This window comes from Inhella gelatinilytica, from assembly GCF_016093295.1.
Classification (GTDB): domain Bacteria; phylum Pseudomonadota; class Gammaproteobacteria; order Burkholderiales; family Burkholderiaceae_C; genus Inhella; species Inhella gelatinilytica.
Window position 1 is genome coordinate 16,969 of the sequence record NZ_JAEDAL010000012.1, and the last position, 26,826, is coordinate 43,794.

Annotated in this window: 26 protein-coding genes; 10 read left to right on the top strand and 16 right to left on the bottom strand. The window is 66.1% G+C overall.

The window, feature by feature from the left end; translation table 11 throughout:
- Positions 1 to 301: 301 nt before the first annotated feature.
- The gene (locus tag I7X43_RS15835) at positions 302 to 1,021 is read left to right on the top strand and encodes a substrate-binding periplasmic protein (RefSeq protein WP_198101928.1); all 720 of its coding nucleotides are present in this window, start codon (positions 302 to 304) and stop codon (positions 1,019 to 1,021) included.
- Between the two features lie 7 nt (positions 1,022 to 1,028).
- Here I7X43_RS15835 and I7X43_RS15840 read toward each other — a convergent pair whose 3' ends face one another.
- From I7X43_RS15840 to I7X43_RS15850, 3 genes are read right to left on the bottom strand one after another with little or no spacing between them, the layout of a single operon-like run.
- Positions 1,029 to 1,892, bottom strand: a complete 864-nt coding sequence (locus tag I7X43_RS15840) for a pirin family protein (RefSeq protein WP_198101929.1) — start codon at positions 1,890 to 1,892, stop codon at positions 1,029 to 1,031.
- A gap of 12 nt (positions 1,893 to 1,904) precedes the next feature.
- Complete coding sequence (locus I7X43_RS15845) at positions 1,905 to 2,246, bottom strand: DoxX family protein (RefSeq protein ID WP_198101930.1); 342 nt, start codon at positions 2,244 to 2,246, stop codon at positions 1,905 to 1,907.
- 10 nt (positions 2,247 to 2,256) lie between these two features.
- Positions 2,257 to 2,865, bottom strand: coding sequence for an FMN-dependent NADH-azoreductase (locus tag I7X43_RS15850; protein ID WP_198101931.1), 609 nt, complete (start codon positions 2,863 to 2,865; stop codon positions 2,257 to 2,259).
- Positions 2,866 to 2,995: 130 nt separating this feature from the next.
- Between I7X43_RS15850 and I7X43_RS15855 the strand changes: the two genes are divergently transcribed.
- Positions 2,996 to 3,937, top strand: a complete 942-nt coding sequence (locus tag I7X43_RS15855; RefSeq protein WP_198101932.1) for a LysR family transcriptional regulator — start codon at positions 2,996 to 2,998, stop codon at positions 3,935 to 3,937.
- Entirely contained in the window at positions 3,934 to 4,482 is a 549-nt protein-coding gene (locus tag I7X43_RS15860) for a hypothetical protein (RefSeq protein WP_198101933.1), read from the top strand. Before I7X43_RS15855 ends, I7X43_RS15860 begins: the two co-directional genes overlap by 4 nt.
- A gap of 1 nt (position 4,483) precedes the next feature.
- Here I7X43_RS15860 and I7X43_RS15865 read toward each other — a convergent pair whose 3' ends face one another.
- On the bottom strand, positions 4,484 to 5,644 hold the full coding sequence (locus I7X43_RS15865; protein ID WP_198101934.1) for a methyltransferase: 1,161 nt from the start codon (positions 5,642 to 5,644) through the stop codon (positions 4,484 to 4,486).
- Between the two features lie 107 nt (positions 5,645 to 5,751).
- On the opposite strand from I7X43_RS15865, the gene I7X43_RS15870 reads away from it, so the two are divergent.
- Together I7X43_RS15870 and I7X43_RS15875 are read left to right on the top strand one after the other, a co-directional pair.
- Positions 5,752 to 6,222 carry a YeeE/YedE family protein gene (locus I7X43_RS15870; protein ID WP_198101935.1) on the top strand — a complete coding sequence of 157 codons (471 nt, stop codon included), beginning with the start codon at positions 5,752 to 5,754 and terminating at the stop codon, positions 6,220 to 6,222.
- Positions 6,219 to 6,659, top strand: a complete 441-nt coding sequence (locus tag I7X43_RS15875; protein WP_198101936.1) for a DUF6691 family protein — start codon at positions 6,219 to 6,221, stop codon at positions 6,657 to 6,659. Before I7X43_RS15870 ends, I7X43_RS15875 begins: the two co-directional genes overlap by 4 nt.
- Before the next feature lie 57 nt (positions 6,660 to 6,716).
- Here the strand turns inward: I7X43_RS15875 and I7X43_RS15880 are convergent, their stop codons facing one another.
- From I7X43_RS15880 to I7X43_RS15895, 4 genes are all read right to left on the bottom strand, one after another.
- On the bottom strand, positions 6,717 to 7,400 hold the full coding sequence (locus I7X43_RS15880) for a Bax inhibitor-1/YccA family protein (RefSeq protein ID WP_198101937.1): 684 nt from the start codon (positions 7,398 to 7,400) through the stop codon (positions 6,717 to 6,719).
- Positions 7,401 to 7,560: 160 nt separating this feature from the next.
- Complete coding sequence (fdhF, locus tag I7X43_RS15885; protein ID WP_198101938.1) at positions 7,561 to 10,236, bottom strand: formate dehydrogenase subunit alpha; 2,676 nt, start codon at positions 10,234 to 10,236, stop codon at positions 7,561 to 7,563.
- 79 nt (positions 10,237 to 10,315) lie between these two features.
- Positions 10,316 to 10,864 carry a peroxiredoxin gene (locus tag I7X43_RS15890; RefSeq protein WP_198101939.1) on the bottom strand — a complete coding sequence of 183 codons (549 nt, stop codon included), beginning with the start codon at positions 10,862 to 10,864 and terminating at the stop codon, positions 10,316 to 10,318.
- 175 nt (positions 10,865 to 11,039) lie between these two features.
- The gene (locus I7X43_RS15895; RefSeq protein ID WP_198101940.1) at positions 11,040 to 11,495 is read right to left on the bottom strand and encodes a DUF3617 domain-containing protein; all 456 of its coding nucleotides are present in this window, start codon (positions 11,493 to 11,495) and stop codon (positions 11,040 to 11,042) included.
- Between the two features lie 218 nt (positions 11,496 to 11,713).
- On the opposite strand from I7X43_RS15895, the gene I7X43_RS15900 reads away from it, so the two are divergent.
- Entirely contained in the window at positions 11,714 to 13,768 is a 2,055-nt protein-coding gene (locus I7X43_RS15900; RefSeq protein ID WP_198101941.1) for an alpha/beta hydrolase family protein, read from the top strand.
- Between the two features lie 237 nt (positions 13,769 to 14,005).
- Here I7X43_RS15900 and I7X43_RS15905 read toward each other — a convergent pair whose 3' ends face one another.
- From I7X43_RS15905 to I7X43_RS15925, 5 genes are all read right to left on the bottom strand, one after another.
- Positions 14,006 to 14,749, bottom strand: coding sequence for a proteasome-type protease (locus I7X43_RS15905; protein ID WP_198101942.1), 744 nt, complete (start codon positions 14,747 to 14,749; stop codon positions 14,006 to 14,008).
- Between the two features lie 7 nt (positions 14,750 to 14,756).
- Positions 14,757 to 15,554 carry a transglutaminase family protein gene (locus I7X43_RS15910; protein ID WP_198101943.1) on the bottom strand — a complete coding sequence of 266 codons (798 nt, stop codon included), beginning with the start codon at positions 15,552 to 15,554 and terminating at the stop codon, positions 14,757 to 14,759.
- 91 nt (positions 15,555 to 15,645) lie between these two features.
- Entirely contained in the window at positions 15,646 to 16,614 is a 969-nt protein-coding gene (locus tag I7X43_RS15915; protein ID WP_198101944.1) for an alpha-E domain-containing protein, read from the bottom strand.
- Entirely contained in the window at positions 16,614 to 18,062 is a 1,449-nt protein-coding gene (locus tag I7X43_RS15920; protein ID WP_246480477.1) for a circularly permuted type 2 ATP-grasp protein, read from the bottom strand. The genes I7X43_RS15915 and I7X43_RS15920 overlap by 1 nt, the downstream gene beginning before the upstream one ends.
- Before the next feature lie 183 nt (positions 18,063 to 18,245).
- Positions 18,246 to 19,202 (bottom strand): LysR family transcriptional regulator, encoded by a 957-nt coding sequence (locus tag I7X43_RS15925; protein WP_198101945.1) that lies wholly within the window; start codon positions 19,200 to 19,202, stop codon positions 18,246 to 18,248.
- 101 nt (positions 19,203 to 19,303) lie between these two features.
- Here I7X43_RS15925 and I7X43_RS15930 point away from each other — a divergent pair, with 101 nt between their 5' ends.
- Entirely contained in the window at positions 19,304 to 19,546 is a 243-nt protein-coding gene (locus I7X43_RS15930) for a DUF2917 domain-containing protein (RefSeq protein ID WP_198101946.1), read from the top strand.
- On the opposite strand, the gene I7X43_RS15935 is transcribed toward I7X43_RS15930, so the two are convergent.
- Positions 19,492 to 19,887 carry a TfoX/Sxy family protein gene (locus I7X43_RS15935; RefSeq protein WP_198101947.1) on the bottom strand — a complete coding sequence of 132 codons (396 nt, stop codon included), beginning with the start codon at positions 19,885 to 19,887 and terminating at the stop codon, positions 19,492 to 19,494. The two genes, I7X43_RS15930 and I7X43_RS15935, sit on opposite strands and share 55 nt — an antisense overlap.
- Before the next feature lie 249 nt (positions 19,888 to 20,136).
- On the opposite strand from I7X43_RS15935, the gene I7X43_RS15940 reads away from it, so the two are divergent.
- A complete protein-coding gene (locus I7X43_RS15940) occupies positions 20,137 to 22,137 on the top strand; it encodes a M3 family metallopeptidase (protein ID WP_246480479.1) in 2,001 nt (666 codons plus the stop codon).
- Between the two features lie 49 nt (positions 22,138 to 22,186).
- Here the strand turns inward: I7X43_RS15940 and I7X43_RS15945 are convergent, their stop codons facing one another.
- Positions 22,187 to 23,206, bottom strand: coding sequence for an NAD-dependent epimerase/dehydratase family protein (locus tag I7X43_RS15945; RefSeq protein WP_198101948.1), 1,020 nt, complete (start codon positions 23,204 to 23,206; stop codon positions 22,187 to 22,189).
- A gap of 268 nt (positions 23,207 to 23,474) precedes the next feature.
- On the opposite strand from I7X43_RS15945, the gene I7X43_RS15950 reads away from it, so the two are divergent.
- Positions 23,475 to 24,818 (top strand): S8 family peptidase, encoded by a 1,344-nt coding sequence (locus I7X43_RS15950; protein WP_198101949.1) that lies wholly within the window; start codon positions 23,475 to 23,477, stop codon positions 24,816 to 24,818.
- 179 nt (positions 24,819 to 24,997) lie between these two features.
- Here the strand turns inward: I7X43_RS15950 and I7X43_RS15955 are convergent, their stop codons facing one another.
- Complete coding sequence (locus tag I7X43_RS15955; RefSeq protein ID WP_198101950.1) at positions 24,998 to 26,176, bottom strand: response regulator transcription factor; 1,179 nt, start codon at positions 26,174 to 26,176, stop codon at positions 24,998 to 25,000.
- Between the two features lie 105 nt (positions 26,177 to 26,281).
- Between I7X43_RS15955 and I7X43_RS15960 the strand changes: the two genes are divergently transcribed.
- Positions 26,282 to 26,629: a 4a-hydroxytetrahydrobiopterin dehydratase gene (locus I7X43_RS15960; protein WP_216860168.1), complete on the top strand. Its 348-nt coding sequence runs from the start codon at positions 26,282 to 26,284 to the stop codon at positions 26,627 to 26,629.
- Positions 26,630 to 26,826 lie beyond the last annotated feature (197 nt).

A 26,826-nucleotide genomic window follows, 5' to 3' on the forward strand; every position in this document is an offset into this window, starting at 1 on the left:
CCTCGCCGCACCGTCGTTTCATAGACAAACAGGCGGCTTTCCGAACCGCGGGCCGATGCGGCCGATCGATGCATAAAGGCCCAAAACCTAGGGAAACCACAGGGAAAGAAGCGCAGCCGCCTTGCCCCCCAGGACAACCCTAGCGTGTTCGCCGCGCCAACCACTTTTGTGCCGCTGCCCGCACAGCGCGCGGCGAGCGTTCGGACGCACAAACAGGGGCTTGCCACCGTCGCCGCCAAGGCATACCGTGGAAACCCGAGGATCCCCCCTCGCCGATCCCTCCACTGCCGGGAGCGCCATCATGACCAGGCTTTGCGCGTTGCTGTTGCTGCTGATGGTCCCGGTCGCCGGGGCGCGCCCCTTGGTGCTGAACACCGAGGACGCGGCGCCGTACAACATGCTGGTCAACGGCCAGGTGGTGGGCATCGGGGCCGACAAGGTCAAGCTGATGATGGAACGCATCAAGCAGCCCTACAAGATCGAACTGCTGCCGTGGCGGCGCGCTTATGAGGACGCCCTGCGCGCGCCCCACTCCTGCGTGTTTTCGACCACCCGCACGCCCGAGCGCGAAAACCTGTTCAAGTGGGTCGGCCCCATCGCCTTCAACGAATGGGTGTTGTTCGGCCGCGCAGACGCGCCCCTCAAGCTACAGCAGTTGGACGATGCCAAACCCTATTTGATCGGGGCCTACAACGGCGATGTGCGCGAACACCACCTGCGGGCGCGGGGGTTCAAGGTCGAGACGGTGGTGGCCGACTCCTTGAACCCGCGCAAGCTGGTCCTGGGGCGCATTGACCTGTGGGTGTCCGGCCGCTACGACGGGGCGATCCTGATCGACCAAGGCGGCTGGAACGGACAGATCGTGCCGGTGCTGAGCTTTCACCGCTCGGAGCTCTACCTCGCCTGCAATCCGCAGGTCGCCGACGAGGTGATCGATCGCCTCAACGTCATGCTGGGCGTCATCAACCGCGACGGCAGCGCCAGCAAGATCGATGCCCGCTACGCCCATTGGCCCAAATAGCGTCCCGTCAAGGCTGCACGAACCGCCCGCTGCGGAAGTCCCGCACGGCTTGCACCAATTCCGCTTCGGTGTTCATCACAAAAGGTCCATGCTGCGCGATGGGTTCGTTCAAGGGGGCACCAGCCACCAGCAGCAATCGGGCCCCGCCCTCGCCCGCCCGAAGCTGAACGCCATCGGCCCCCGCGTCATTGCGCAGAATGGCCATGCGCTGGGCCGGAACCGTGCAGCCGCTGGGGAACTGGGTCCCGCCGCGGTACACGTACACAAAGGCGTTGTGGTGGACAGGCAGCTCCCGCTCAAAGCACGCACCGGGCTCCAGGTGGACGTCCAGCAACAAGGGTTCGGTGGCCTCGCGCTGCACGGCGCCCACCACGCCGGCATGCGCCCCCGCCAGCACGCGCACCCGCTGGCCGGGGCCTGCCCATTCGGGAATCTCGCGGGCGGCCACGTCCCGATACCAGGCGGGGCACATCTTGTCGCGCGCCGGCAGGTTGAGCCAGAACTGGAAGCCTTCCATGCGGCCTTCCACCTGTTCGGGCAACTCCGAATGAATCACCCCCCGACCCGCGGTCATCCACTGCATGCCGCCCGTCTGCAGCAGGCCTTCGTTGCCGGCCGAATCCCGGTGGCGCATGCGCCCCTCCAGCATGTAGGTCACCGTCTCAAAGCCGCGGTGCGGGTGGTCGGGGAAGCCGGCGATGTAGTCGTCGGCTTGGTCCGAGCCAAAGGCGTCCAACATCAAGAACGGATCCAGGCGCCGCTGCAGGTTCTGTGTCAGCACCCGCGTCAGCTTGACGCCGGCGCCATCGCGAGTGGCAAGTCCGGCCACCACGGACTCCACCGCACGGGGTTTCAGTACCGTTGTTGTCATGCGACCTCCGATTCAGTTTTGGCGCTCAGCGCGCACAGCCAACCAGGCGCTCAAGCCCAGCAAGATCAAGGCCGGAATGCCTTGCTCCCAGGGGGTGTAGCGCCAATGGAAGAACACCGCGCCAGCCATGATGGGAACCAGGCCCGCCGCGGCCAGGCGGCGCAGGCGCGGAAGGAACAGGCCCATGGCCCCTGCCACTTCCGCCGCCCCGATGAAATAGCCAAACCAAGCGGGCAGGCCCATCAAGCCAAAGCTCGCGTGCACCTGCGGCACGCCCAACAATTTCGCTCCGCCACCCAGCAACAAAGGCAAGGCCAAAAGGATCTGCGGCAAATAGCGTCGTAGGTTTTTCATGATCATCCTTTCAGGCGTGCACCGGCACCAAAGCGTCCATCTCGGCCCGGGCGTTCGCCAAACCCGCGGCTTGGGCCTCGGGCCCCATGTTCAAGCCCTCAGCGTAGATGAAATGGACCTCGGTCATGCCCAGGAACCCCAGCACCGTGCGCAGGTAGGGCACCATGCTGTCTTGCGGCTGGTCGCGGTGAATGCCCCCGCGCGTCAACACCACGTAGACGGTTTTGCCAGGCAGCAGGCCCTCAGGGCCCTGTGCGGTGTAGCGAAAGGTCACGCCGGCCTTGGCGATGGCATCGATCCAATTCTTGAGCGCGGCCGGCACGCCGAAGTTGATCATGGGCACGGCCAGCACCAGCGTGTCTGCACGGCGCACTTGATCGATGTAGGCGATGTCTTGCGCCACCCGCGCGGCCTGCGCGGGGCTGCGCTGCTCGGCGGGCATGAACATCGCTTGCAGCGCCGCTTCGTCCAGCACCGCGGGCGCTTGCTGGCCCAGTTCCAGGACTTCCAAGGCCACCTCGGGGCGTTCAGCCCGCAGCCGCGACACCCATTCCGTGGCCAAGCGGGTGGAGAGGGATTCATGGGCCGAGCGGGCGCTGGTGTTGATTTGCAGAATCATGCGAGGCTCCAAATTCAGTTCAAGGGTTGCGGTGGAGTGAACTGTATGGATGCATCAATGAATGAAAAAGACGGTCAAATGGATATGATCGTTCCATCAATGGAACAAATGACGAAACGCTCGGTACTCGATGAATCTGGACGCCGATGACTTGCTGCTGTTTGCCCGGGTGATGGATGCCGGGAGCCTGGTCAAGGCCGCCGAGCGCGTTCAGCTGCCCAAGTCCACGGTTTCGCGTCGGCTATCGGCCTTGGAAGCCCGACTGGGTGAGAAGCTGCTGCAACGCACCACCCGGCGACTGGCCCTCACCGAGTTTGGTCAGGGTGTTTTGGAGCACGCGCGCGCGCTCAGCGCCGAAGTGGACGGGGCCTTGGCGCTGGCCCTACACCGCCAACAGCAGCCCAGCGGGCGGCTGCGGGTTTCGATGCCCGCCGACTTTGCGCATCAGGCGGTCCCTGCCGTCATCGAACGTTTCGTGCGGGACCACCCACGCGTGCAGCTGGAGTTGGATCTGTCCCCCCGCCGGGTGGACTTGGTGGGCGAAGGATTCGATTTGGCGGTCCGCATCGGCCCCCTGGCCGAAGACAGCCAATTGGCCGCCCGCCGCTTGGCCCTGATCGAAACCGGCCTGTACGCCAGCCCGCACTACTTGGCCCAGCAGGGAGAGCCCCAACACCCCGATGCCTTGCGGCACCTGCACGGGCTGATGATCCTCAGCCGCCAGGGCGAGCCCCTGCCCTGGGCCCTGTTCCCCACCCTTCCTGACGCCGCGCCCCCGTGGGAGGGCGCACCCGCTCAGCGGACTCTGATCAACGCCCCAGACATGCTGCTGCGCCTGGCGTGCGCCGGCCTGGGCGTTACCGCCGTGGGCACCCACTTTGCCGCGCCGTATGTGGCACGCGGGGAGTTGGTGCGGGTGTTGCCCGCCTGGTGCCTGCCGCCCACGCCCTGCTGGGCGGTCTTTCCCGGGCGGCGGCTGTTGCCCCTGCGCACCCGCGTGTTCTTGGAGGCCCTGGTCGCGGAGCTCGCCGCCTGCCCGGCGGCCGCCGAAGCCGCCGCACGCACACCATGACCCCAGCGCGCCGCCCCCCGTACCGCTTGATGGGCCTGTTGGCAGTCCCGCTGCTGCTCTGGACCCTGGGCGGGCCGCACCGGGTGGACGTCGAAGTGGTGGCCAAACCCTGGCGGCGCGAGGTTGAAATCGAGCGCCAAGTGCGGGAGCGCGATTCCAACTGGTGCGCGCAAATTCCCGCAGGGGCCGAGGTCTTGGAGCGCGAGCGCCGCGACGACCCCAGCGGCATCCAGCCGCCCGCCGACTACTGCCGCTACCTGGCACCGGTCTGGCGCAAACGGCGATCGGCCATCGCCTCGGGGCTCGCCCCCCAAGTGCCCGAGTGGCCACTGGTGGCCCTGCGCGAGGCCAGTGAAGCCGAATCCGCGGAACGCCCCGGCAAGCGCCACGCCACGCAGGAGCTCAGCCTTCGGGCGGTCGATGGCAGCGAATGGACCTGTCGCCCCGCCTTCGAGGCTTGGACCCGCTTCACCGTCGGCCAAAAACTCAGCCTGCAGGTCGACCGCTGGGGCGTGGCGGACTGTTCCAGCCTGCGCCCGCTGTAGGTCATGCGGCGCCCAGGCGCCACACACTCGTCACCTCACGCTTGCGGGCGGCATGCAGCGGGTCGCCCGCGTCTTGGGCTTTGCCGTGGCGCGGCCGCGTGTCCAGGCGGCCCAGCACCCGCAAGCCTGCGCCGGCGATCCAGCCTTCCAGTTCGGCCCGACTGCGCAACCCCAAGTGCTCCGCCAAGTCCGACAGGATCAACCAGCCTTCGCCACCGGGCACCAGGCGCGCCCCCAATCCTTCAAGGAAACCGCGCAACATGCGGCTCTCGGGGTCATACACCGCAGCCTCGATGGGGCTGCTGGGCCGCGCGGGCAACCAAGGCGGGTTGCAGACGATGAGCGCGGCGCGCTCTGACCCCAGGGGGAACAGATCGGCCGACTGCAGTTCCACGCGGTGTTGCAGGCCCAGCGCCTGAACCGTCTCCATCGCGTTGGCCAACGCCGTGGCCTGCACATCGGTGGCGACCACACGGGCCGCACCCCGGCGCGCCAGAAGCGCCGCAATCACCCCCGTCCCCGTGCCAATGTCGTAGGCCAAACCGTGCGCCTTGAGTGCAGGCGGCAGCGGCGCTTCGGCGAGCAGATCCAGGTACTCCCCCCGCACAGGGCTGTAAACGCCGTAGTGGGGGTGGATGCACGCGCCGCCCAACGCAGGCACTGCCACGCCCACCTGCCGCCACTCCCAGGCCCCCATCCATCCCAGCAACTCCCGCAGGCTCACGACATAAGGACCGGTCTGTTCGCCAATCGCCGCCTGGGCGGCGGCCTTGACGGACTCCGGCGCGCGCCGCAGCGCCAGGGTGTGCTGCCCATCCAAGGCCATCACCAACAGGCCCAAGATGCGCGCCCGCTCGGCCTGCGCCTTGCGGTGCTGGTGAAAAGCCTGCGCCGGGCCCAAGGGGGCAGCGGCGAGCTTGCGACGAGCCCGCGCTTTGTCAATGCGGTGCGCCAGCGCGGTCAGCATTTGGCGCGCTTGGTGGTAGTCCCCTCGCCACAACAGTGCGTGGCCCTCGCAGGCGAGCTTGTAGGCCGTGTCGGCGTTCAAGGTGTCATCCACCACACGCACGCGTTTGGGCAACGGCGCCCCTGAGGCGGACTGCCACCGCGCCGCGTGCGCAACGCCTTGCTCGTCCCAAGTGAGTGGCAGGGCGTTCACCATGCGAGGCCGGGTTCAGGATTCAAGAACATGCAGTCAGTATGCGGTAGGGCTGCGCGCGTCATACTGAAACCGACTAGAAATCCTGCGCGGAACACGGAGCAGCGCCCATGCAAACTTGGAGTTCGTTTTTCCCTTTGGGTTGGCAGCCTTACCTGCTGGGCGGCCTGCTGGTGGGCGGTGGCACAGCGCTGCTGTTTGTCTTGACAGGGCGCATCGGTGGCATGAGCACGGTGCTGTCCAGCAGCTGGTCCTATGTCATCCAGCGGCCTTTTTTCCAGCAGGAGCCATTCATTGCCTCGCGCCAGTGGCGGCTGGTCTATGCCCTGGGCCTGATCCTTGGCGCCTTCCTGTGGTGGGCCACGCTGGGTGAAGGGCAGCCCCAGCGCACGTCGGTACCGGTTTGGCAATTGGCGCTGGGCGGCTTCGTTGCCGGCTATGGGGCCCGGCTCGGCAACGGCTGCACGTCCGGGCACGGCGTCTGTGGATTGGGCTCACTGCAGCTGCCCTCCCTCGGTGCCGTGCTGACCTTCATGGCAACCGCTTTCTTGACCGCCAACCTGATGCGAACCGTGTCATGAAACCCCAAACCCAGACCCTCGGCCGCGCGGCCAGCACCTTGCTCTGCGGCGCCCTCTTTGGCTTCGGGCTGGCCCTGTCCGGCATGGTGAGGCCGGACATCGTGCTGAGCTTCCTTCACTTCCGGGACCTGGGCCTGATGCTGGTCATGGGCGGCGCCGTGGCCGTCGTCCTGGTGACCTACAAGGCGGTCCCCAGGTGGATGCGCCACCCGCTGTGGGGCGGCGAGTTTCAAACCCACCCCAGTACCTGGAACAGCAATACCGCTTTGGGCGCCGCACTCTTTGGAGTCGGATGGGGCCTCAGTGGCCTGTGCCCAGGTGCGGCCATCGCCGCACTGGGCACGGGGAGCGGCGACATCCTTTGGGGCGTGGGCGCCATGGCGCTGGGGGCCTTGACACAAGGATGGGTCAAGGACCGCCGCCCATCCCGAGGCTGAGTAACGGCCCGCGCCCCACCCTCGATGCCGGTGGGGCGCCAATCGCCCAGAGGTCAATCACTCGCTCTGACCGCCGAAGCCGAACAGCGCCAGCAGGCTGGTGAAGAGGTTGTAGATCGATACAAACAGCCCCACCGTGGCCATGACGTAGTTCGTCTCGCCGCCGTGCACGATGCGGCTGGTCTCAAACAAGATCAAGCCCGCCGAAAGCAAGGCCACAGCCCCGGCTACGGCCAGGGACAGCGCCGGGATTTCGAAAAAGAAACCCACCAAGCCGGCGAGCAACGCGATCACCATGCCCGCAAACAGGAAGCCCCCCAGGAAAGAGAAGTCCCGCTTGGACTGCAGGGCCCAGGCGGACATGGCCAGGAAGGTCACCCCAGTGGCGCTGAGCGCCATCGCAATGGTTTGCGCGCCGCCCGGCAGCTGCAGGTAGGCGTTCAGCACCGGCCCGAGCGTGTAGCCCATAAACCCGGTCAGCGCAAACACAGCGGGGATGGCTGCGGCACGGTTTTGAAGCTTATGGACCAAAAAGAGAAGGCCGAAGGTTCCGATCAAACTGACCAACATCCCCGGGTGCGGCCAGTTGAAGAGCACGCCGGCCCCGGCCACCGCGGCGGAGAACAGCAAGGTGAGCGACAGCAGCGCATAGGTGTTGCGCAGCACGCGGTGGGTGCTGATCAGCGAGGAGCGCCCAGCGCTCGTGCCCCAGGCCGGGGCGGCAACAGTGCGAGTTTCCATGGTGAGTCCTTTCAACGGTCAGGTGCAAAAAAGGCCGTGCAGGGGCGGCGCAGGCCGGCGGCATCGTGCCGAATTCAGGCCCCCAGATAAAGCAGAAGCCGGTTGACCGTTTGTCAGAAAAAAAGAGAGGGTTCGGCAAAGGCTTGGGCAAGGCCCAGCGCTACGCCGGCTGAATCCGAATCGCCGTTCGTTTGTAGGCGGGCGTGTGGGCCACGGCATCGCGCCAGGGCCCGATGAGACGGTTGACCTCCCGCTCCGGGTCATGGAACGTCGCAAACGCCATGCCCGGTGCCACGCGGGCATCGACGCGCAGCGGCAGCACCGCCTCCCCATGGCGGCTGCACACGCGCACGGCTTGCCCCTCCGCCAACCCCAGCGCCTCGGCCTGCTCTGGGGCCAGGTCCAGGGTGTCCGCCGGGCGCAGCGCCTCCACCGCGCTGGCATGGCTCATGGTGCCCGCGTTGAACTGGTAGAGGTTGCGGCCGGTGATCAGCAGCACCGGGAACTCGTCGTCCGGCCGTTCCGGCGACCCCAAGAACTCCAGCGCTCTCAGGGTGGCGCGGGGGCCGATCGAAAACCCGCTGCGGTGCAGCAGGGTGCTGCCCGGATCTTGCTCGTCCCGGCACGGCCACTGCAGCCCGGCCGCATCCAAGCGCGCATTGCTCATGCCGGCGCCCGCCGGCCACACGCGGCGCACCTCGTCCCACACCGCAGCAGCATCCTCGAACTCAAAACCCTGGGGGTGCCCACAGGCTTGGGCCAGCGCGCACTGAATCCACCAATCGGGGCGCGCCTCACCCCGGGGCGACACGGCGGGCCGCACCCGCTGCACACGGCGCTCGGCGTTCATGAAGCTGCCACTTTTCTCAGCGGCACTGCAGGCCGGTAAGAACACATGGCCGAAACGCGCGGCCGTCTGCGTCAGCACCAGGTCCTGAACCACCACCAGTTCCAGCTTCTCCAGCGCGGCCCAGGTGCGCTCGGAGTCGGGCAGGCTGTGGGCAATGTCGTAGCCCACGACCAGCAGCCCCTTGAACCGGCCCTGCCCGGCTGCGTCCATCATTTCCATCAAGGTCAGGCCGCGCGCCTCGGGCAGCTTCTGTCCCCAGACCGCCTCGCAGGTGGCGCGGCCCTGCGCCAGGCTTTGGCCACCCGGCAAGCTGCCGGGCTCACAACCCATGTGGGCCGAGCCCTGCACGTTGTTTTGCCCGCGCAGCGGATTGACGCCGGAGCCAGGTTGGCCGATGTGCCCACACAGCAGAGCCAGATGGACCAAGCCCATCACCGCATCCACCCCCTGAACCTGCTCGGTCAGGCCCAGTCCGTGGATGGACATCGCCGGCCGCGTGCGCGCATAGAGCTCGGCCGCGGCGCGAATGAGGGCCGCTGGCACGCCACAAACCCCCTCGGCGCGTTCGGGCGTCCATGCGTTCACCGCCTCGACGAACGGGGCCCACCCCTCCAAGCGTTCGGCGGCAAAGGCTGAGTCCTGCACGCCGCTTGCCAGGATGTGCTGCGCCATCGCGTTGAACAGCGGCACATCGGTGCCCGGCCAAGGTGCCAAGTGCAGGGTCGCCAACTCGGCCAGTTCGGTGCGTCGCGGGTCGATCACGATGGCCTGCGCCTGGCCGCGCAGCAGCTGCTGTTTCAGGCGGGCGCCAATCACCGGGTGGTTCTCGGTCGGGTTGGCCCCGACGATCAGAAAGAGCCGGCTGTGCTCGATGTCGTCGAACGAATTGGTCGCCGCTCCGGTGCCCAGGAGGTTCTTCAGAGCCACCGCCGTCGGCGCATGGCACACGCGGGCGCAACAGTCGACGTTGTGGGTCTCCAGCACCAAGCGCGCAAACTTCTGGGCCAGGTAGTTGTCTTCATTGGTGGCGCGGGCCGAGCCCAGCACTCCCAGCGCCTGGGGCCCGTGCGCCGCCTTGAGCGCCATCAAGCGCTCGGCGGCGTAGGCCAGCGCTTCGTCCCAACTGCAGGGCACCCACGCGCCGTCGCGGCGAATCATCGGGGTCGTCACCCGGCTGGGCGCGTCCACGTAGCCTTGGCCGAAGCGCCCTTTGACACACAAATGGCCTTTGTTGACCGGCCCATCCAGGGCCGCGCGCACGCCCACGATGCGGTCTTGAGCGTCGGCACCGAGCTCCAGCTCGCAGCCCACGCCGCAATAAGGGCAGACAGTGCGCGTCCAGCGCACCGCCGTGTGGGGCTGGAGGCCGCTGGTGTCGGTGAGCGCTGCGGTGGGGCAGGCATCGACACAGCCCCCGCAGCTCACGCAGTGGCTGTCCCCCAAGCCCGTCGCGCCATCGGAGAGGAGTTGAATCCCCTCCCCCCGCCCCAGTTGGTGCCACACCCCCTGGCCCTGAATCTCGTTGCAGACGCGCACACAGCGCTGACAGGCGATGCATTGATCCAGGTCGACCTGGATCAGCGGGTGAGTCGAATCCAACGATCGACCACAGCCGCCCTCCTCCAGACGAGGGGCCACGCGCGCGGCGCTCAGGGCGCGATGCAGACTCCGCTCCGGGTGGCGCTGCATCGCCGCCGGCTCCACATGGCCGGCCAAGCGCTCCAGCCACTGGTGGCGGTACCCCGCGAGGTCCGCGCTTTGGGTTCGGACCGACAGCCCTTCGCGCACCACCAGGGCACAGGCCGGCTGCGGGTGGGGCTCCCCGGCGACTTGCACCTCGCACAGCCGGCAGCGCGGTGCGGGCGGCAGGCGCGGGTCGTGGCACAGCGCGGGCGGCGCCATGCCAAGGCGCTGCAACAGGGCGAGCAGCGTCTCCCCCTCCCGCCCCTCTTGCCAAACCCCGTCGATTTCAAGCTTAAGCGTCATGGCCTGCACCTCGCAGCCCACGATACGCCATTCCTCCCGCCGGGCCGGGCCCCGTCAGGGGTTTACACCGGCAGCGCCGTTAGCGCTGGTTGGCTTTCTTCCACTGCTCCACCGCCTTCAGCATGGCCTGGACGTGACCTCTCGGGTCCATGGCTGCATGCACGGCAGCAATGCGGCCGTCGGGGGTGACGAGGTAAGAGATGCGGTCCGCCATGTCGGGCACCAGCATCAGCTTGGCGTCGTAGGCGCGGATCACCTTGGCCTGGGGGTCAGAGGCCACGGCGAACTGCTTTCGGCAAGCCTCGATGCTGAAGCGTTTGAGGGTGTCGATGTCGTCGTGCGACAGGCCGATCACCCGCGCGTCCAACGCTTGGAACTGCGGCGTGGCCTCGGCAAAGAGATGGGCCTCCAAGGTGCAGCCACTGGTGAAGGCCTTGGGGTAGAAAAACAGCACCACCGGGCCTTGCTTGAGCGCTTCTTTCAGCTCGAACTTGAAGGGCTCACCGGCCAGCGCCGCTTCGGTCGTGAAATCCGGGGCCGGGTCACCGGGCTTGAGGGCCGCGTGGGCGCCGAGCGGGGTCAAGACCAGGCACAGGCCTAGCCAAGCGGCGGTCAGAAGTCGGAGCATGGTGAGTCATCCTGCTGGGGTGGGCGCCCATCTTGCCGGAATCCGGCTCCGACTCGCAGGCCAGGGTCAAAGTCCCCGGCAGCGCCGGGGCCAATACCGTGCCGAATCCCGCCCTGGGTGCCCTTTCGAATAACCCCGCCCACTGGGCCGACAGACGAGATGCTTGCCTTGGTTGTCAGCAGTCGCCCTGACGGGTCATCACCATCGTCATGGTAGAGCTGCGCATGTTGTCCGGCATGCTGCCTCCTTGCATTTTCTGTTTGACATCCAAAGTAATCGTGCCGCCCGTGACCTTGCCGTCGTAATCCGCCACCATGGTCATGTCCCCGGGGATCTTGCAGGTGGCCGTGTAACTGAACCGCCCTCCGCCAGACTTGGCGTTGGTGTACTGGCAATCCACACCGGCGTCCTTTTGCGTCCGCAAAGCGCGACCTTCGTCGATATCCTTGGCCGTCACACATTGGGTGAAGCTCATTGGCGGCATCTTGAACGGCACAGCCGGGTTATGGCTTTCCATAACGTAGGAGTACTTTCCCGGCTTCATGTCGAACTTGGGCAAGTTCTGCGCTTGGGCCAATCCCACACCTGCCCCGAGTACCCCAGAAACAAGGAGGAAACGAGTGAGTCTCATCACAGTTCCTTTTGAGTGAATACACCGAGAAATCCTACGCCCAAGCGCCGGCGGTCAGGGCGCCGGCAGCCTTAGAGACTCGATGCGCCGTCTGGCGGCTTGGGGTCTTCACTGCACCTCCACTGGCGACTCCGCATCAGTACACCCACTGCCGCCACAATGCCGCGGCAGCCTGCATCGATCGGGCGCCGCGCATCAATCAGGGAGTCTTCATCACCATGTTCCGTTTCTCACCGCTGGCTTGGCTCCAGGCCCGTATCGTCGTCCTGCCCCTCGCCCTCTTGAGCGGATTGGCTACGGCGGCCGCCCAACCCAGTGCCGAGACCTTCTTTCGCAAACCCGCCGTCATGGATGCCAGCCTCTCGCCCAGTGGCAAGCGGCTGGCTTTTAGCGCGCCGTACGGCCCCACAGGCCGGGTGGGCGTATTCGTCCTGGACCTACAGACCGCCGAGCTCACGCCCACCCGCGCCGCACACTTCTCGGACGCCGATGTGCCGAGCTTCGATTGGGTCGATGACGAGCGCATCGTGTTCAGCGTCGTCGACCTGCAAGCGGGCAGCGGCGAAGACTACCGCACCGCGCCAGGCCTCTTTGCCGCCAAGTTTGATGGCAGCGAGCTGCGTGCCCTGATCGAGCGTGAAGGACGCAGCTTCGTGCAGAGCGCCGAGAGCCGTATTCGCACGCTGCACTGGAACCACAAATTACTGCATGTCCCCGTGCCCAGCGAGGATCCGCGCGGTGCCCGCGCTGATGAGGTCATCGTTGGGGAAATGAGCGGCTCGGGCAATGAGTTGCTGAGCGTGGAGCCACTCTGGCTGAATACCCGTACCGGCGCCACAAGAAGCTTCGACACTTATCGCCACCCCAGGGGCGCGCTGAGCTGGTGGTTTACGCCCCAAGGTGAACCGCGTCTTGTGCTCACGCGCGATAAGGGGAGGCTGGCGTATCACTGGTTCACACCCGACGGGCAAGGCGGCGGTAGCTGGAAACAGATCAGCGAAGGAACGATGCTCAACCCGCCGCCCAGCCCAGCCTGGGTAGGGGCTGACACGCTGTACCTCGAACAGGTCATGGGCCCGGTGGGCGAGTCCTACGTCGTGCCCTTTGATTTTTCCAAAGGCGAACCCAGTCAAGAGCCCCTGGTAAAGGCACCCGGCTTTGACTTTGCAGGTTCCTTCATCAGCGGGCGGGATGGGAGCCTCCTGGGTGTTCGCATTGATACGGATGCTGAGCAAACGATTTGGTTTTCTTCGGCACGAAAGGCCCTCCAGGCTTTGGTCGATGCCGCCCTACCAGGCCGTGTCAATCGTCTGAGCTGCCGCCGCTGCGAGGCGGATGATGCTGTGGTGCTGGTGCGCAGCTTCAACGATCGTGACCCCGGCCAGTTGCTGCTGCATACCAGGGCGGATGGAAAGTGGCGGCGACTGAGCCAGGTGCAGCCCGGCATCGAGCCCAGCCGCATGGCCACAACCGACTTGCAGCGCATCCGCGCCCGCGACGGACGCGACTTGCCCGTCTGGATCACCGGCCAAAAGAAAGGTACAGACGGCAAACCCCTGGCCCAGCCTGCCATTGTTCTGGTACACGGCGGACCCTGGGTCCGCATCGGTCATTGGCGCTGGGAGCCCATGCGGCAGTTCCTGGCCTCACGAGGTTACCTCGTCATTGAGCCGGAGTTCCGAGGCAGCGAGGGCTACGGCATGGAGCACTTAAAGGCGGGCTTTAAGCAATGGGGGCAAGCGATGCAGGACGACGTGGCCGACGCCCTGCTGTGGGCCCAAAAAGAAGGCTGGGCCAACGACAAAGCGTGCATCGCGGGCGCCAGCTACGGTGGCTACAGCACCCTGATGGGTCTGATCAAACACCCCGATCTGTACCGATGTGGCGCGGCCTGGGTGGCGGTCACCGACCCCTTTCTTTACGTCGAAGGCAGTTGGTGGGTTCGAGATGACATCGCGGACTCCGGGCGTCGCTACGGCCTCAAGGACATGGTGGGCGACCCGAAAACCGACGAAGCCATGCTCAAAGCCAACTCCCCTGTGGAACAAGCGGCTTTGATTAAGGCGCCCTTGCTGCTCGCCTTTGGCGAGGATGATTTGCGTGTACCCCTGGCGCATGGCAAGCGCCTGCGCAGCGCCCTGGAACGTGCGGGCCGCGCGCCGGCCGACTGGGTGGTCTATGCGCGTGAGGGACATGGCTGGCGCAAGCCCGAGAACCAGATCGATTTTGCCCAACGCCTGGAACGCTTTTTCGCACAGCATCTGCAGCGGTGATGGCGGGCCAGCTCAGCAGCGGGTGTCCGAGGTGTCGCCCCAAAAAGATCCACCACTCCAAACAGGCGGCAGAGATGAAGCGCGTGGCACCCGAAGTCTCAAAAACTCCGTCTGCCGCGCACCTCGGTTCATTTCAACCGCCAGGCACGCCCCTTCCACTCACGGGGCGGGGCAATTCGCTCAACTTACCCCGGCGTGCCAGCGCCCACACGTAGCCGGCACTCGGGGGGCAACAATTCAGGTTTCAAACCAGGGCTCATCGGGCAAGCCCTCGAACACCTTGCGCAGGCCCTCGCCCCAGCCTTTGCGCAACTGTTGGAAGTAGGCCGAGTCGGCCCCCACGCGATGGGCCTTCATCGGCTCTTCGAAGCGATTGGCGCGCAACAGCACCATGTCGATGGGCAGGCCCACGCTGAGGTTGCTGCGAATGGTGGAGTCAAAGCTGATAAGCGTGCACTTGGCGGCTTCGGGCAGCTGGGTGGTGTCGTAGTGCACCACCCGGTCGATGATGGGTTTGCCGTACTTGCTCTCACCGATCTGGAAGTAAGGCGTGTCCTCGGTGGCTTCAATGAAGTTGCCCTGCGGGTAGATGTGGAAGAGCCGGGGCCCCTCGCCCTTGATCTGCCCACCCAGCAGGAAATTGGCGCCAAAGTCCACGCCCTGGCTGGGGCTGTGCTCGGCGTCGGCATCGCGGGCCACCACCTCTTTCAAGGTTTTGCCCACCAGCACCGCAGCGTCATACAGACTGCACACGTTGAGCATGTGCTCCGGGTCTTCCGAGAGCCTCTGCTTGAGCAGCGACACCACCGACTGCGTGGTGGCCAGGTTGCCCGCGTTCAGCAGCACGATCTCCCGCTGGTGCGGGATGTGGAACAGGTGCATCTTGCGGAACTGGGCGATGTGGTCAACGCCCGCATTGGTGCGGGTGTCCGACGCAAACAGCAGCCCGGCGCGCAGGCGCATGGCAACGCAATAAGTCATGGCGCAATCACTGGTCGGACTGGGCCGACACGCGAACGAAAGTCGCCAATTGTTCCAGCCCGCCGCCACTGCGCATGCCCCGCACCGGGCAAGCGTCCGCGTAATCGGCCCCAAAAGCGAGCCGAACGTGACGTCCGTCCGCCCGGCAGCGGTTGGACACATCAAAGGCCACCCAGCCGGCGGGCAAGCGCACCTCGGCCCAGGCGTGGCTGGCAACGTGTTCGGCGTCCGTGGCCAGATAGCCGCTGACGTAACGGGCCGGCAAGCCCAACTCCCGCGCGCAAGCGATGAACACCTGCGCATGGTCTTGGCACACGCCGTGCCCGGTGGCGAAGGCCTGGGCGGCCGAAGTGGCGGCATCGGTGCCGCCCTGGATGTAAGGCATGTGCCCGAGCAGCGCCTCGATCAAGCCCATCAACCCCGCCTCGGGCTCGGCCCGAATGGCAGCGGCGTGCGCGGCCGCAAAGGCTTGGATGGCCGCGTCGGGCGTGGTGAGCGGCGTGGCGCGCAGGAACACGTGCGGCGGCAACGCACCGTCGGGCTCGGGCACCTGCGGCCCGTCGGGCGTTTCCACTTCGCCGAAGGCGCGCAGATGGATTTCACGCCGGTCGCCCTCGAGCGTGAGCACATGGAGGGTGTTGCCCCAAGCGTCCATTGCCTGCACGGCGGCACCGGGCAGGTCCAGCTGCCAGCGGCGCACGACCAAACCTGGCGTGGGGCGCGGGCTCAGGCGCAGGTACTGGGTGCTGAAGCGCAGCGGCGCGTCATAGCGGTAGGTGGTGTCGTGAGCAATGTGCAGGAGCATGAAAGGCTTTCAAGATCCGTGTTCGCCGGGCCGCCCCGAGAACACGGGGCCCCCTCGGGAGGGGGCGACCGCAGGGAGACCGGGGGCGACGTCAATGCGCCTCAAAGTAAGCGCGACTGATGGCACTCGACAACTGAGCGCTTTCGTCCAGGAAGTGCGTGATCCAAGCATGCAGGCCGGTATCCAGAATGGCGTCGATGTCAGCGTGCTGCAGCTTCAGCGCCATCTGGCCGGCCAGGAGCTTGGGCGTGCGGCCGGCATCGAGACTGCCCGCTTGGCATTGGATCTCGGGCAGAACGGCCGCCACCTGCGCGGCGCAGCTGCGCAAGCTGCGCGGCACGTCGCCGCGCAAGATCAGCAGCTCGGCCACGCGGCGGGCGTCCAGGCTGTCGCGGTAGACCGCGTGGTAGGCCTCGAACGCAGACAGCGAGCGCAACAGCGCACTCCAGGCGTAGAACTCGGCACTGCTGTCCTGGCGTGCGGCCACGGGCTGCAGGCTGTCCTCGGCGGGCTCAATGAGCTGGCTCTTCACGTCCAGCAAGCGCGCCGTGTTGTCGGCCCGCTCGATGAAGGTGCCCAGGCGGATGAAACAGTAGGCGTCATTGCGCTGCAGCGTGCCCACCGTGGCACCGCGCATCTGGTGGCTGCGCTCCTTCACCCAGTCGAAAAAGGCGGAGGGGCTGCCGCTCAGCCGCTTGGGCAGGCCCTTGGCTTCCAGCCAAGTCGCGTTGACGGCCTCCCACATTTCGGCGGTGATTTGCCCGCGCACGGCATGCGCGTTCTCGCGGCTGGCGCGCAGGCAAGAGACGACCGAGGCGGGGTTGTCGAGGTCGAGCGCCATGAACTCGAACAGGCGTTTGGCGTCGAACTTGGTGTGTTTGGCTTGGTAGGCCTGCAGGGCGCCCGTGACGGCCAGGGGCGCGGCCAGCTCGGTGGCGGCGCCGCGGCTTTGGGGCATGAGGCTCAGAGACTGCGTGACGTCGAGCATGCGCACGAGGTTTTCGGCGCGCTCCATGTAGCGGCTCATCCAGTAGAGCTGGGAGGCGGTGCGGGACAGCATCAGTTCACCTCCTTGGTCTCAGGGGCTTCCAAGATCCAGGTGTCCTTGGTGCCCCCCCCTTGGCTGCTGTTGACGACGAGCGAGCCCGCTTTCAGCGCCACGCGCGTCAGCCCGCCGGCCACCATGTTGACCTCGCGCCCCGTGAGCACGAAGGGCCGCAGATCGATGTGCCGCGGCGCAATGCCGTTCTCCACGAAGGTGGGGCAGCTGCTCAGTGCCAGCGTGGGTTGGGCGATGTAGTTGCTGGGGTCGGCCTTGACGCGCTCGGCGAACTCCGCAATCTCCGCCTGCGTGGCCGCGGGGCCCACCAACATGCCGTAGCCACCCGCGCCGTGCACCTCTTTCACCACCAGATCCTTCAGGTTCGCCAGCACATGGGCGCAGTCTTCGGCCTTGCGGCACTGCCAAGTGGGCACGTTGCGCAAGATCGGCTCCTCGCCCAGGTAAAAGCGCACCATGTCGGGCACGTAGGGGTAGATGGACTTGTCGTCCGCAACGCCGGTGCCGATGGCGTTGGCCAGCACCACGTGGCCCAGCTTGTAAACACTAAGCAGACCGGGCACGCCCAGCATGGAGTCGGCGCGGAAGGCCAACGGGTCGAGGAAGGCGTCGTCGATGCGGCGGTAGATCACGTCCACCCGCTTGGGGCCGACCGTGGTGCGCATGAAGAGGTAGCCGCCTTTCACGAATAGGTCTTGGCCTTCTACCAGTTCCACCCCCATTTGCTGGGCGAGGAAGGCATGCTCAAAGTAGGCGCTGTTGGCCGGGCCTGGGGTGAGCACCACCACGGTCGGGTCCTCGGTGGTGGCCGACTGGCGCAGCGCGTTCAGCAGCAGCGTGGGGTAGTGGGCCACGGGCGCCACGGCGTACTGGTCGAACAGCTCGGGGAAGAGCCGCATCATCATTTTGCGGTTTTCGAGCATGTAGCTCACGCCGCTGGGCACACGCAGGTTGTCCTCCAACACGTAGTAGTGGCCGTCGGCGTGGCGGATCAGGTCCACCCCCGTGATGTGCGCGTAGACCTGGTGCGGCAGGTCCAGGCCCTGCATGGCCGGCTGGTATTGCGCGTTGGCAAACACCTGGTCGGCCGGAATCAAGCCCGCCTTGACGATGGCGTGCTCGTGATAGATGTCATGCAGGAAGCGGTTGAGCGCATTCACCCGCTGCCGCAGGCCCTGCTGCAGCGTGGCCCATTCGTCGGCCGGCACGATGCGGGGCACGGTGTCGAAGGGGATCAGGCGCTCGGCACCGGCCTCATCTCCGTAGACGGCAAAGGTGATGCCCACCTTGTGGAACAGCAGGTCGGCCTCCGCCCGCTTGGCAGCCAGCGCCTGGGGCGTTTGGGCCTGCAGCCAGTCGGCAAAGCCCTGGTACTGCGGCCGGATGGCGCCACTGGCCAGCAGCATTTCGTCAAAGTGATGGGGCGGCGGAAGTTGAAGGGCGTGCATACGTCTCCTGGTGGCACAGAGGCTGAAAGCAAACCTTGTGCCTGCTCGTTCTGTACCCAAGCATGCCCGAGCCGCGCCAATTTGGGGCTAAGGGTCGGCCCCCGCCCCACGAGCTTACGAAGCCTGCACCAAAGCGGCGCAGATCGGGCGCCTAGGAGCCCGCATCCTCTGGTCGTCTGCAGGTCAAGCCCTCAAGGCTTCCCGCGTGGCCTCGGCCTCGGCCCGCAGCCAGTCACAGAAATGCTGAACCTCGGGCTTGTGGGCCGCGCCCTCGCTCAGGCGCAGCCAGTACTGGGCCGGAGTTTGCAGCCGCCGTGCGGGGCCAAAGCTTTCGATCAGTTCGCCGCTGGCCAGTTGCGGCAGCACCAAGGGCAGGCGCGCCAAGGCCACCGCCTGCCCCGAGAGGGCGGCCTGCACCTGCTGGTGAGTGAAGTTCAACAGCAGCCACCGGCGCGGCTCCAGGTCGGGCAGGCCCTGGGCCTTGAGCCAGTTGCGCCATTTCGCATGCACATTGGCGGGGCGGTCATCGTCTTCCTCGGCCAGGGTGTGGCCGACCAGATCGGCGGGCTCGCGCAACGGGGGCAGGTTGAACTGCTCGCCGCGCAGCACGCGCGCGGGGCTGTGCACGGGTGTCAGCACCTCGCCAAACAAGGCTTCCGCCCGACCCTGGCGGGGCGACTGGAGGAAATAACCCAGCCCGAGGTCGAAGCCCGCGGCCTCCAGGTCTTGGGTCTGATCATTGGCCGAAATGCGGATGTCCAGTTGCGGGTGCTGACGCTGGAAGGCTTCCAGGCGCGGCAGCAGCCAGAGGCTGGCAAACGAAGGAAAGGTGGTGAGGTGGATGACCTGCCGCCCGGCATCGCGGCGCATTTGCCGCACGGTCTGGTCCAACTGCGCCAGCACGGGCAGCGTCGCCGCCCGCAGTTGGTGGCCCGCGCCGGTGAGCGCCACATGGCGCGTGCCGCGCTCAAAGAGCAGCAACCCCAGCTCGTCCTCCAAGGCCTTGATCTGGCGGCTCACCGCCGGCTGGGTCAGGTGCAACTCCTCGGCAGCGGCCCGAAAGTTCAGAAGCCGTGCCACTGCCTCGAAGGTGCGCAGCGGGCCAATGTTCAGGGGGCGGGTCCGGATCGATTTATTCATAACCAAATCGCATCAATGTGCGCCAGGATTGTGATTGGCCTTTCAGGTCACTGTCTAGAAGAATTGCCTCCATCGCCAACATGGCGGAAGCGGAGAGAGACATGGAAACGCATCAATCATCTACCCCTTGGATGCTCCAACCACGACAGGTTTGGCGCCACCGCGTGCAGCGCGCGGAGAAGCTCTCGGTGCGCAGCGGTCGCCTCTGGCTGACCCGCGAGGGCAGCCTGGACGCCCCGGCAGAGGACCGGGTGCTGGAGGCAGGTCAGGCCCTCTTTTTGCGGGAGGGTCAGGACTGGGTGGTGGAGGCCTTGCGTCCCGCCGTCTTCGACTTGCGCGGCTGAGCCGTCTTGCGGGCCGCGAGTGCAGCCTCCAGCGCGCGTTGCGCCCAGGGGCGCATCTCCGCGGGGGACTCCAACGCTTGCTCGGGCGCGGTCCAGTAGTTCAAGCTAGCGCTCGTTCCATCTTTCATCGGGTAGACAAAGCGCTCGCAACCCGCGGCCTCAAAGGCCGGCCGATGGGCCTCGCTGACCTTGAGGTAGAGGCGATCGAACGCAATCAGGGCGATGAAGAGCTCATCCACATAGAGACCCACCCCGCCAAACATGCGCCGGGCACGCGTGGGCCCCAGACTTTGCAGCAACTCGATGCAATGCAGGGCAAAGGGGTCAGTGGGTTGGGTCATGGTGCGCGCCGCGCTCGGGATGGGTGTCCGCCGTGATTCTGCGCGGGACGAAGCGCCCAGGGGTGCGAGCCATCTGCATCTTGTCCAGCCCCAAGAATGAGGGCAAACCGCGGGGCGACGCCCGGTTTACGGCTGGCGGTGGCAACATGCCGCCCCATGCGCAAACTCCTGCTCCCCCTGCTGCTCGCTGCCGGCTTCACCGCCGCCGGCGCCCGTGACAACCCGCTGTTCCAGCCTTCCTAGCTGCCATTGGGCTACCCCCACTTCGACCAGGTTCAAGACGCCGATTTCGCCCCGGCACTGCTCGCCGGCATGGCCCTGCACTGGCGCGAGGTGGATGTAATTCTGAGCAACCCCGCCCCGCCGAGCTTTGCCAACACCGTCGAGGCCTTGGAGCGTGCCGGCCGTCTGCTGGGCCGGACACAAACCTTGCTGGGCGGACTGAGCGCAGTGGACAACAACCCGGCGCGTCAGACGCTTCAGCAACGCTTTGCGCCGGAGTTGGCGGCCCACCGCGACCGCGTGCTGCTGGACCCGCGCCACTTCGCACGCCTCGACGCTCTGCTGCAATCCAAGCCCAAGCTGGATGCCGAGCAACAGCGCCTGCTCGAGCGCATGCACCGCAACCTGCGCCGCGCCGGTGCCCAATTGCCCGCAGAGCAACAGCAGCGCCTGCGCGCGATCAACGGCGAATTGGCGCAAATGGGTGCCGAGTTCAACCGCAAGGTGCTCGCCGGCGTCAACGCGTCGGCCGTCTTCGTCAGCGACCGCGCCGAACTCAAGGACCTGAGCGACGCCGAAATCGAGGCCCTGAAGCAAGCCGATGGGCGCTTCAAGATCGCCTTGCAGAACACGACGGGCCAGCCACTGCTTGAACGATTGCAGCATCGCCCCTTGCGAGAACGCCTGCACCAAGCCTCCATCGCGCGCGGCAGCGCCGGCGACGCCAACGACACCACGGCCCTGGTGAGCCGCTTCGCCGCGCTGCGCGCCGAGCGCGCTGCCCTGCTGGGCTATGCCACGCATGCGGACTTCGAGCTCGAAGTCCAAACGGCCAAAGAGGTGAAAACCGTCAACCAACTGCTGCGCCAGCTGGCGCCGGCTGCCGTTGCCAAGGCGCGCGAGGAACAGGCCCTGCTGCAGCAACTCGCCGACCGCGAGCAAGACCACGCCGGCCAGCCCCGTTTCGCCCTGCAGGCATGGGACTGGGCCTACTACAGCGAGCGGCAGCGTGCCGTCCAGCACGGCTACGACGGCGAACAACTGCGCCCCTATCTGGAACTGCAAAACGTGCTGGAGCGCGGCGTCTTCCATGCCGCCACCCAGCTCTTTGGGATCACCTTCAAGCGCCGCCACGACCTGCCGACCTACCACCCCGACGTGCAGACCTGGGAAGTCTTCGGGCCGAACGGCAAGACGCGGGCGCTGCTGCTGCTCGACTTCTATGCCCGCCCCAGCAAAGGCGGCGGCGCCTGGGCCAATGGTTACGTGCGCCAAAGCCACCTGTTCGGCGAGCAGCCGGTGGTCGGCAACCACATGAACATCCCCAAGCCGGCCCCCGGCCAGCCCACCCTGCTGACCTGGGATCAGGCCAACACCCTGTTCCACGAGTTCGGCCACAACCTGCACAGCATCCTGTCCGACATCCGCTACCCGGGCCTGGCCGGCACACCGCGCGACTATGTCGAGTACCCGTCGCAAGTCAACGAGATGTGGCAGAGCTGGCCCTCGGTATTCAAGCACTATGCCCGCCACCACCAGACCGGCGAAGCCATGCCCGAGGCCTTGTTGCAGAAGGTGCTGGGGGCCAAGACCTTCAACCAAGGCTTTGCCACCACCGAGTACCTTGCAGCCACGGTGCTCGACCAGCGTTGGCACCAACTGAAATCGGCGGAGGTGCCCAAGCCGGACCAGGTCATGGCCTTCGAAGCCCGCGTGCTCAGCCAAGAAGGCTTTGGCCCCGAACACACCCTGGTCACGCCGCGCTACCGCACGCCCTATTTCAGCCACATGGTGGGCGGCTACTCCGCCGGCTACTACAGCTACCTGTGGAGCGAACTGCTCGACGCGACCACGGTTGAATGGATTGAGAAGCACGGCGGTCTGAACCGCGCCACAGGAGAGGCGCTGCGCCGCCATGTTCTCTCGATCGGGGGGAGCAAAGACATCATGGCCGAGTTCCAGAAGATGGTCGGCACCCCGCCGCAACTCGACCCCTACCTGCGCCGGCGCGGCCTCCAGCTCCGCTGACGCGCATCCCGCCGAGCCGCCCATCGCGCGGCCCCTGCAGCCGACTCCATCAAGCCCCAGCGCCCAGCAACGCCCGCTCGCGCGCGGCGCTGAGGCCCGCCTTGTCGAAGCCCTGCTGATCCGCCGGCAAGCCCTGCCACCAGGCCAGGGTGTCGCGTGCCGTCTCCACCACGCTGCGGGTCTGCAGGCCCCACGAGACGGCGCGCGCATTGGCATTGCGCATGAAATGGGCGTACTCGCCGTCGGCGGGCAGCCAGAGCGGTAAATCGTTCCAGGGCTTGAGCTCGGCGGCCAGCAACTCGGCGTCGCTGCGCCACACCCAGCGAGGACGGCGGCCCAGGGCGGCAGCCATCTCGGCCAGCACGGCGCCCAGGTGCATCGCGTCGGGGGCGGTGTGCACATTCACGGCCCCATGACGGCCCGCTTCAAGCGCTTGCAGCGTGAAGCAGGCCAGATCGCGGGCATCGATCCACTGCACCGCCGCTTCTGGCCGGCCCGGCGCCAGCACGGGCTCGCCGTCCTGGGCCCGCGCCAGTCGGGCCGGCCAGTAGGTGAAACGCTGCGTCGGGTCCTGGGGGCCCACCACCAGCCCCGGGCGAATGCGTAGGCAATCAGCCTCAGCCCAGTGCTGCAGCGCGGCCGCTTCAGCCATCGCCTTCAGCGGCCCATAGGTGCGGCCGTTCACCGTGCCGCTCAGCACCTCAGGGTCGTCGTCGGGCAGGCTGCCCAAAGGGCTGTCTTCTTGGTTGGGCTGCGCAAAGCCCGCATAGGCGGAAACACTGGAAATCAACACGTAGCGCGCCGCCCGCCCCTGTAGCGCGGCGGCCAGGCTGTGCACCTCGCTGGGCAGGTAGGCACAACAATCCACCACCGCGTCCCAGCGGTCCTGAGGCTGGCGGAGTGCACGCAGGTCACTGCGACGGTCGCCCACTCGAACGTCCACGCCAGCGGGCCATTCGGTGCAGCTTTTACCACGGTTGAACACCGTGACTTGATGCCCGGCGTGCAGCGCCGCTTCGAGCAAATGATGGCCAACGAAGCGGCCACCGCCAATGAATAAAAGTTTCATGGACTCAGGGTAGCGGACAGAAACAGGCAGCTGCGCGAGGACGGAGCCAGCCCCGATCCGCTTCCCGCCCCGGGGCCTGCATTCGGTGCCCTGCCACCGCTTGGCCGCCACCTTTGATACACCTTTGCGCGCTTACCCCTAGTCCTCCAAAAGGAGGAGGCGCCTATCATTCTGGGCACCCGCAATCGGACCCATGGCATGGCGCCCACCCGGCGCAGCAGGCGGTACCCGCTCAGAACCCGTGGTCCACCCCTTCGATGGAGTTGATATGAAATTCTCGGTTCTGGCCCTGGCGGCCATGGTGGCAAGTGGCTCGGCAATGGCCGGCGGTCGTCCGGACTTGGTCGAAGCCGCTCTGAACGGGGGCAAGGCCCAGTACGTGCCCAATGAAATGCTGGTTCAGTTCAAGGCCGGCACCAGCGCCGAAGCCCAGGCATCGGCCATGGCTTTCGTGGGCGGAACCAAGAAGGGCACCCTGCGCGCCGCTGGCGTTCGCGCCCACAACCAGGGCGACCTGCACGTGATGTCGCTGCCCGTTGGTCTGTCGATGGCGTCCGCTGTGCGCGCCATGAGCCAACACGCGGATGTGGATTTCGCAGAGCCGAACTGGATCTACACCCACAGCGCGACCTCGAACGACACCTATGTCACGAACGGCAGCCTGTGGGGCATGACGGGCACCTATGGTTCTCAGGCTCAGACGGCTTGGGCCAACAACAAGCAGGATTGCAGCAATGTCATCGTCGGCGTGATCGACGAAGGCATCTATGCCAAGCATGAAGACCTGACCGCCAACATCTGGGTCAACCCGTACGACCCGGTGGATGGCATCGACAACGACGGCAACGGCAAGGTTGACGACTACAGCGGTTGGGATTTCGACGGCGGCAGCAACAACATCAACTCCGGCGGCGCCAACGACGATCACGGCACGCACGTGGCCGGCACCATCGGCGGCATGGGCGGCAACGGCAAGGGTGTGGCCGGCGTGTGCTGGAGCGGCATCAAGATGATCAGCGCCAAGTTCCTTGGCGGCCGCGGCGGCACCACCGCCAACGCCATCGCGGCGGTGGACTACATCACCGACCTCAAGACCCGACACAACCTGAACATCGTGGCCACCAACAACTCCTGGGGCGGCGGCGGTTTCTCGCAGGCGCTGCAGGACGCGATCGGTCGCGCCAACACCGCCAACATCTTGTTCATCGCCGCGGCTGGCAACAGCGCCTACGACAACGACGCTCAAGCCAGCTACCCGTCGAACTACCCGAACGCCAACATCATCGCGGTGGCCTCGATCACCAGCACCGGCGCGCTGTCGAGCTTCTCGCAGTGGGGCGCCACCACGGTGGACATTGGTGCCCCGGGCTCGGGCATCTGGTCGACGGTGCCCAAGTCGTCGAAGGGCAAAGTGATTTCCGGCTACGCCAGCTACAACGGCACCTCCATGGCCACCCCGCACGTGACGGGCGCTGCGGCGCTGTACGCCGCCCGCAACCCGGGTGCGACGGCCGCACAGATCAAAGCTGGCATCCTGAACAGCGCCACCCCCACCCCGTCGCTGGCGGGCAAGGTGCTGACCGGTGGCCGCCTGAACGTCAGCGGTTTCTAAGCCGGATTCGCTCCCCACAAGAGCCGGGCACAGCCCGGCTCTTTTTTTGTCACCGCGGTTTCGATTCATCCGCTGTGATCCGGCAGGCCCTGCACTCTTACAGCACGAGCCGCACGGGCCGCGCCCAACAAAAAAGGCCAACCCGATGGGCTGGCCTTTTTCTCTGCAGGGGCGATCCCTTACCGATCAAGCGTCCCCAACCGCTCAATGACCTCGCCGAGCTTGGCCTCGGTTTCGCGACCTTTGACCAAGGCCGCCAAGGCTTTGTCTTTGTATCGGCCGACCATGCTGGCGAGCGCGTCCTCCTGCTCAGGGAGCAAACCCAGGTGAATGAAGCTGTTGTTCAATTCCTCAGACAAAGCCTCAAACAAATCTTGCATCCGCATCGACTGTGCCTGGTTGCGGCTGGAGATATCCGCCAGCGCCATGCGCGTGGCGCCAACGATCTCGGCGTTCAGGCCCACCAACTTGTGCACAGCCTGCTGGTTGTCCAATGCCTGCACCTTGGTGGTGGCCCCTTCGGCCAACAGCGCGACGTTGTCGATTTGGCGTCCGCAGCGTTCTGAAAGTTCGGCCGGCATGTCGGCCGGTCGGTTCATCGGCAGGTCGCGCAGGAACAGGATGACACTGCCGAAATTGAAACTGGTGTGATTGCCAAAGGGTCGGATGTGAGGCTCGGTTCCCTGGGCCTCAATATGATCGAGGATGGACGCCTCCAGCGCGGTGCAATTGCCCTTGGTGTTCTGTGAGATCCGACCCATTTGGCCGGAAATGCGGACGCAGCCATCCAGGTTGTAGCGCTCGAAGGCGCCAAACAGATGCGCGGCGATGCCCTGGTAACTGTTGGTGCTGTTGAGTTGACGCTGAAAGTCCAGCACCACACCGACCTCACCCACCATGTCGGCACTGCTCATGACCGCGTTGACGGCGTCATTGAGTTGCTGATCGAGCTCTCGCTTGGAGGCCGCCGCCACAATATGGCGCTCGATCTTGGCCAACAGTTCGGCCATATCGAAGGGCTTGCAAATGTAATCGTCGCCGCCGGCCGAGTAGCCCTTGAGACGCTCCTCAATCGAGCTGAGGGCCGACAAAAAAACGACGGGCACACCCGAAGCGCTGGATCTGCGGATCTCCTGACAAGTCTGATAGCCATCCATGCCAGGCATCAAGCAATCGAGCAAGATCAAATCGGGCAGGCTGCCCGCGCTGCCGAGCCATTCCATCGCCTCGGATCCACTCGACGCCGTCTGAATGTTGTAACGATCACTGAGCAACTCCTCCAGCAGGATGAGCATTTCTGGCGAGTCGTCAACCAGCAGCAGCGTGGGGGCACCGGGCTTGTGAAGTGCGTGGGTCATGGGCTCGCAGGGGTGGAACTGGATGAGCCGTAAAGATAGCCCATTTGGCCCGTTTCGGCTTGGAAATCCAGACACTATGGGGGCTGTTTCCGTCCTGCCACAACCATGACACAAACCCTGAACTTGCTCACCGCCCGATGCACCGCCCACGCCCCCGCATTGAGCGCCCAGGACCAAGCCTTTTACCTGGCTCAGCTACCCGGCTGGGCCGTCGAGGGCAACGCCCTCGTGGGGCGCTTTGGCTTTGACAACTTCCGAGAGGTGATGGATTTCGCCAACGCCGTGGCCGAAGTGGCCGAGACGCACGACCATCACCCCGAGCTGAGCCTCCGCTACCGCCAAGCCGTAGTGCGCTTCAGCACCCACAGCGCCGGCGACCAAGTGACGCTGAACGACGTGATTTGCGCCGTTCAGGTGAGCCACCTGCCTGAAGCGGCCGGCCAACGAGGGTAGCGGCGCCCGCCCCCAGCGGGCTGGGGGAATGGGCCGTGGCGCGATTCAACGGCTCGTGGCTTACCGGCGCGCCGGCGGCACATCCGTACAAGAGCCATGCGCCACCTCGGCGGCCATGCCGATGCTCTCGCCCAGCGTCGGGTGCGGGTGGATGGTCTTGCCGATGTCCACCGCGTCAGCGCCCATCTCGATGGCCA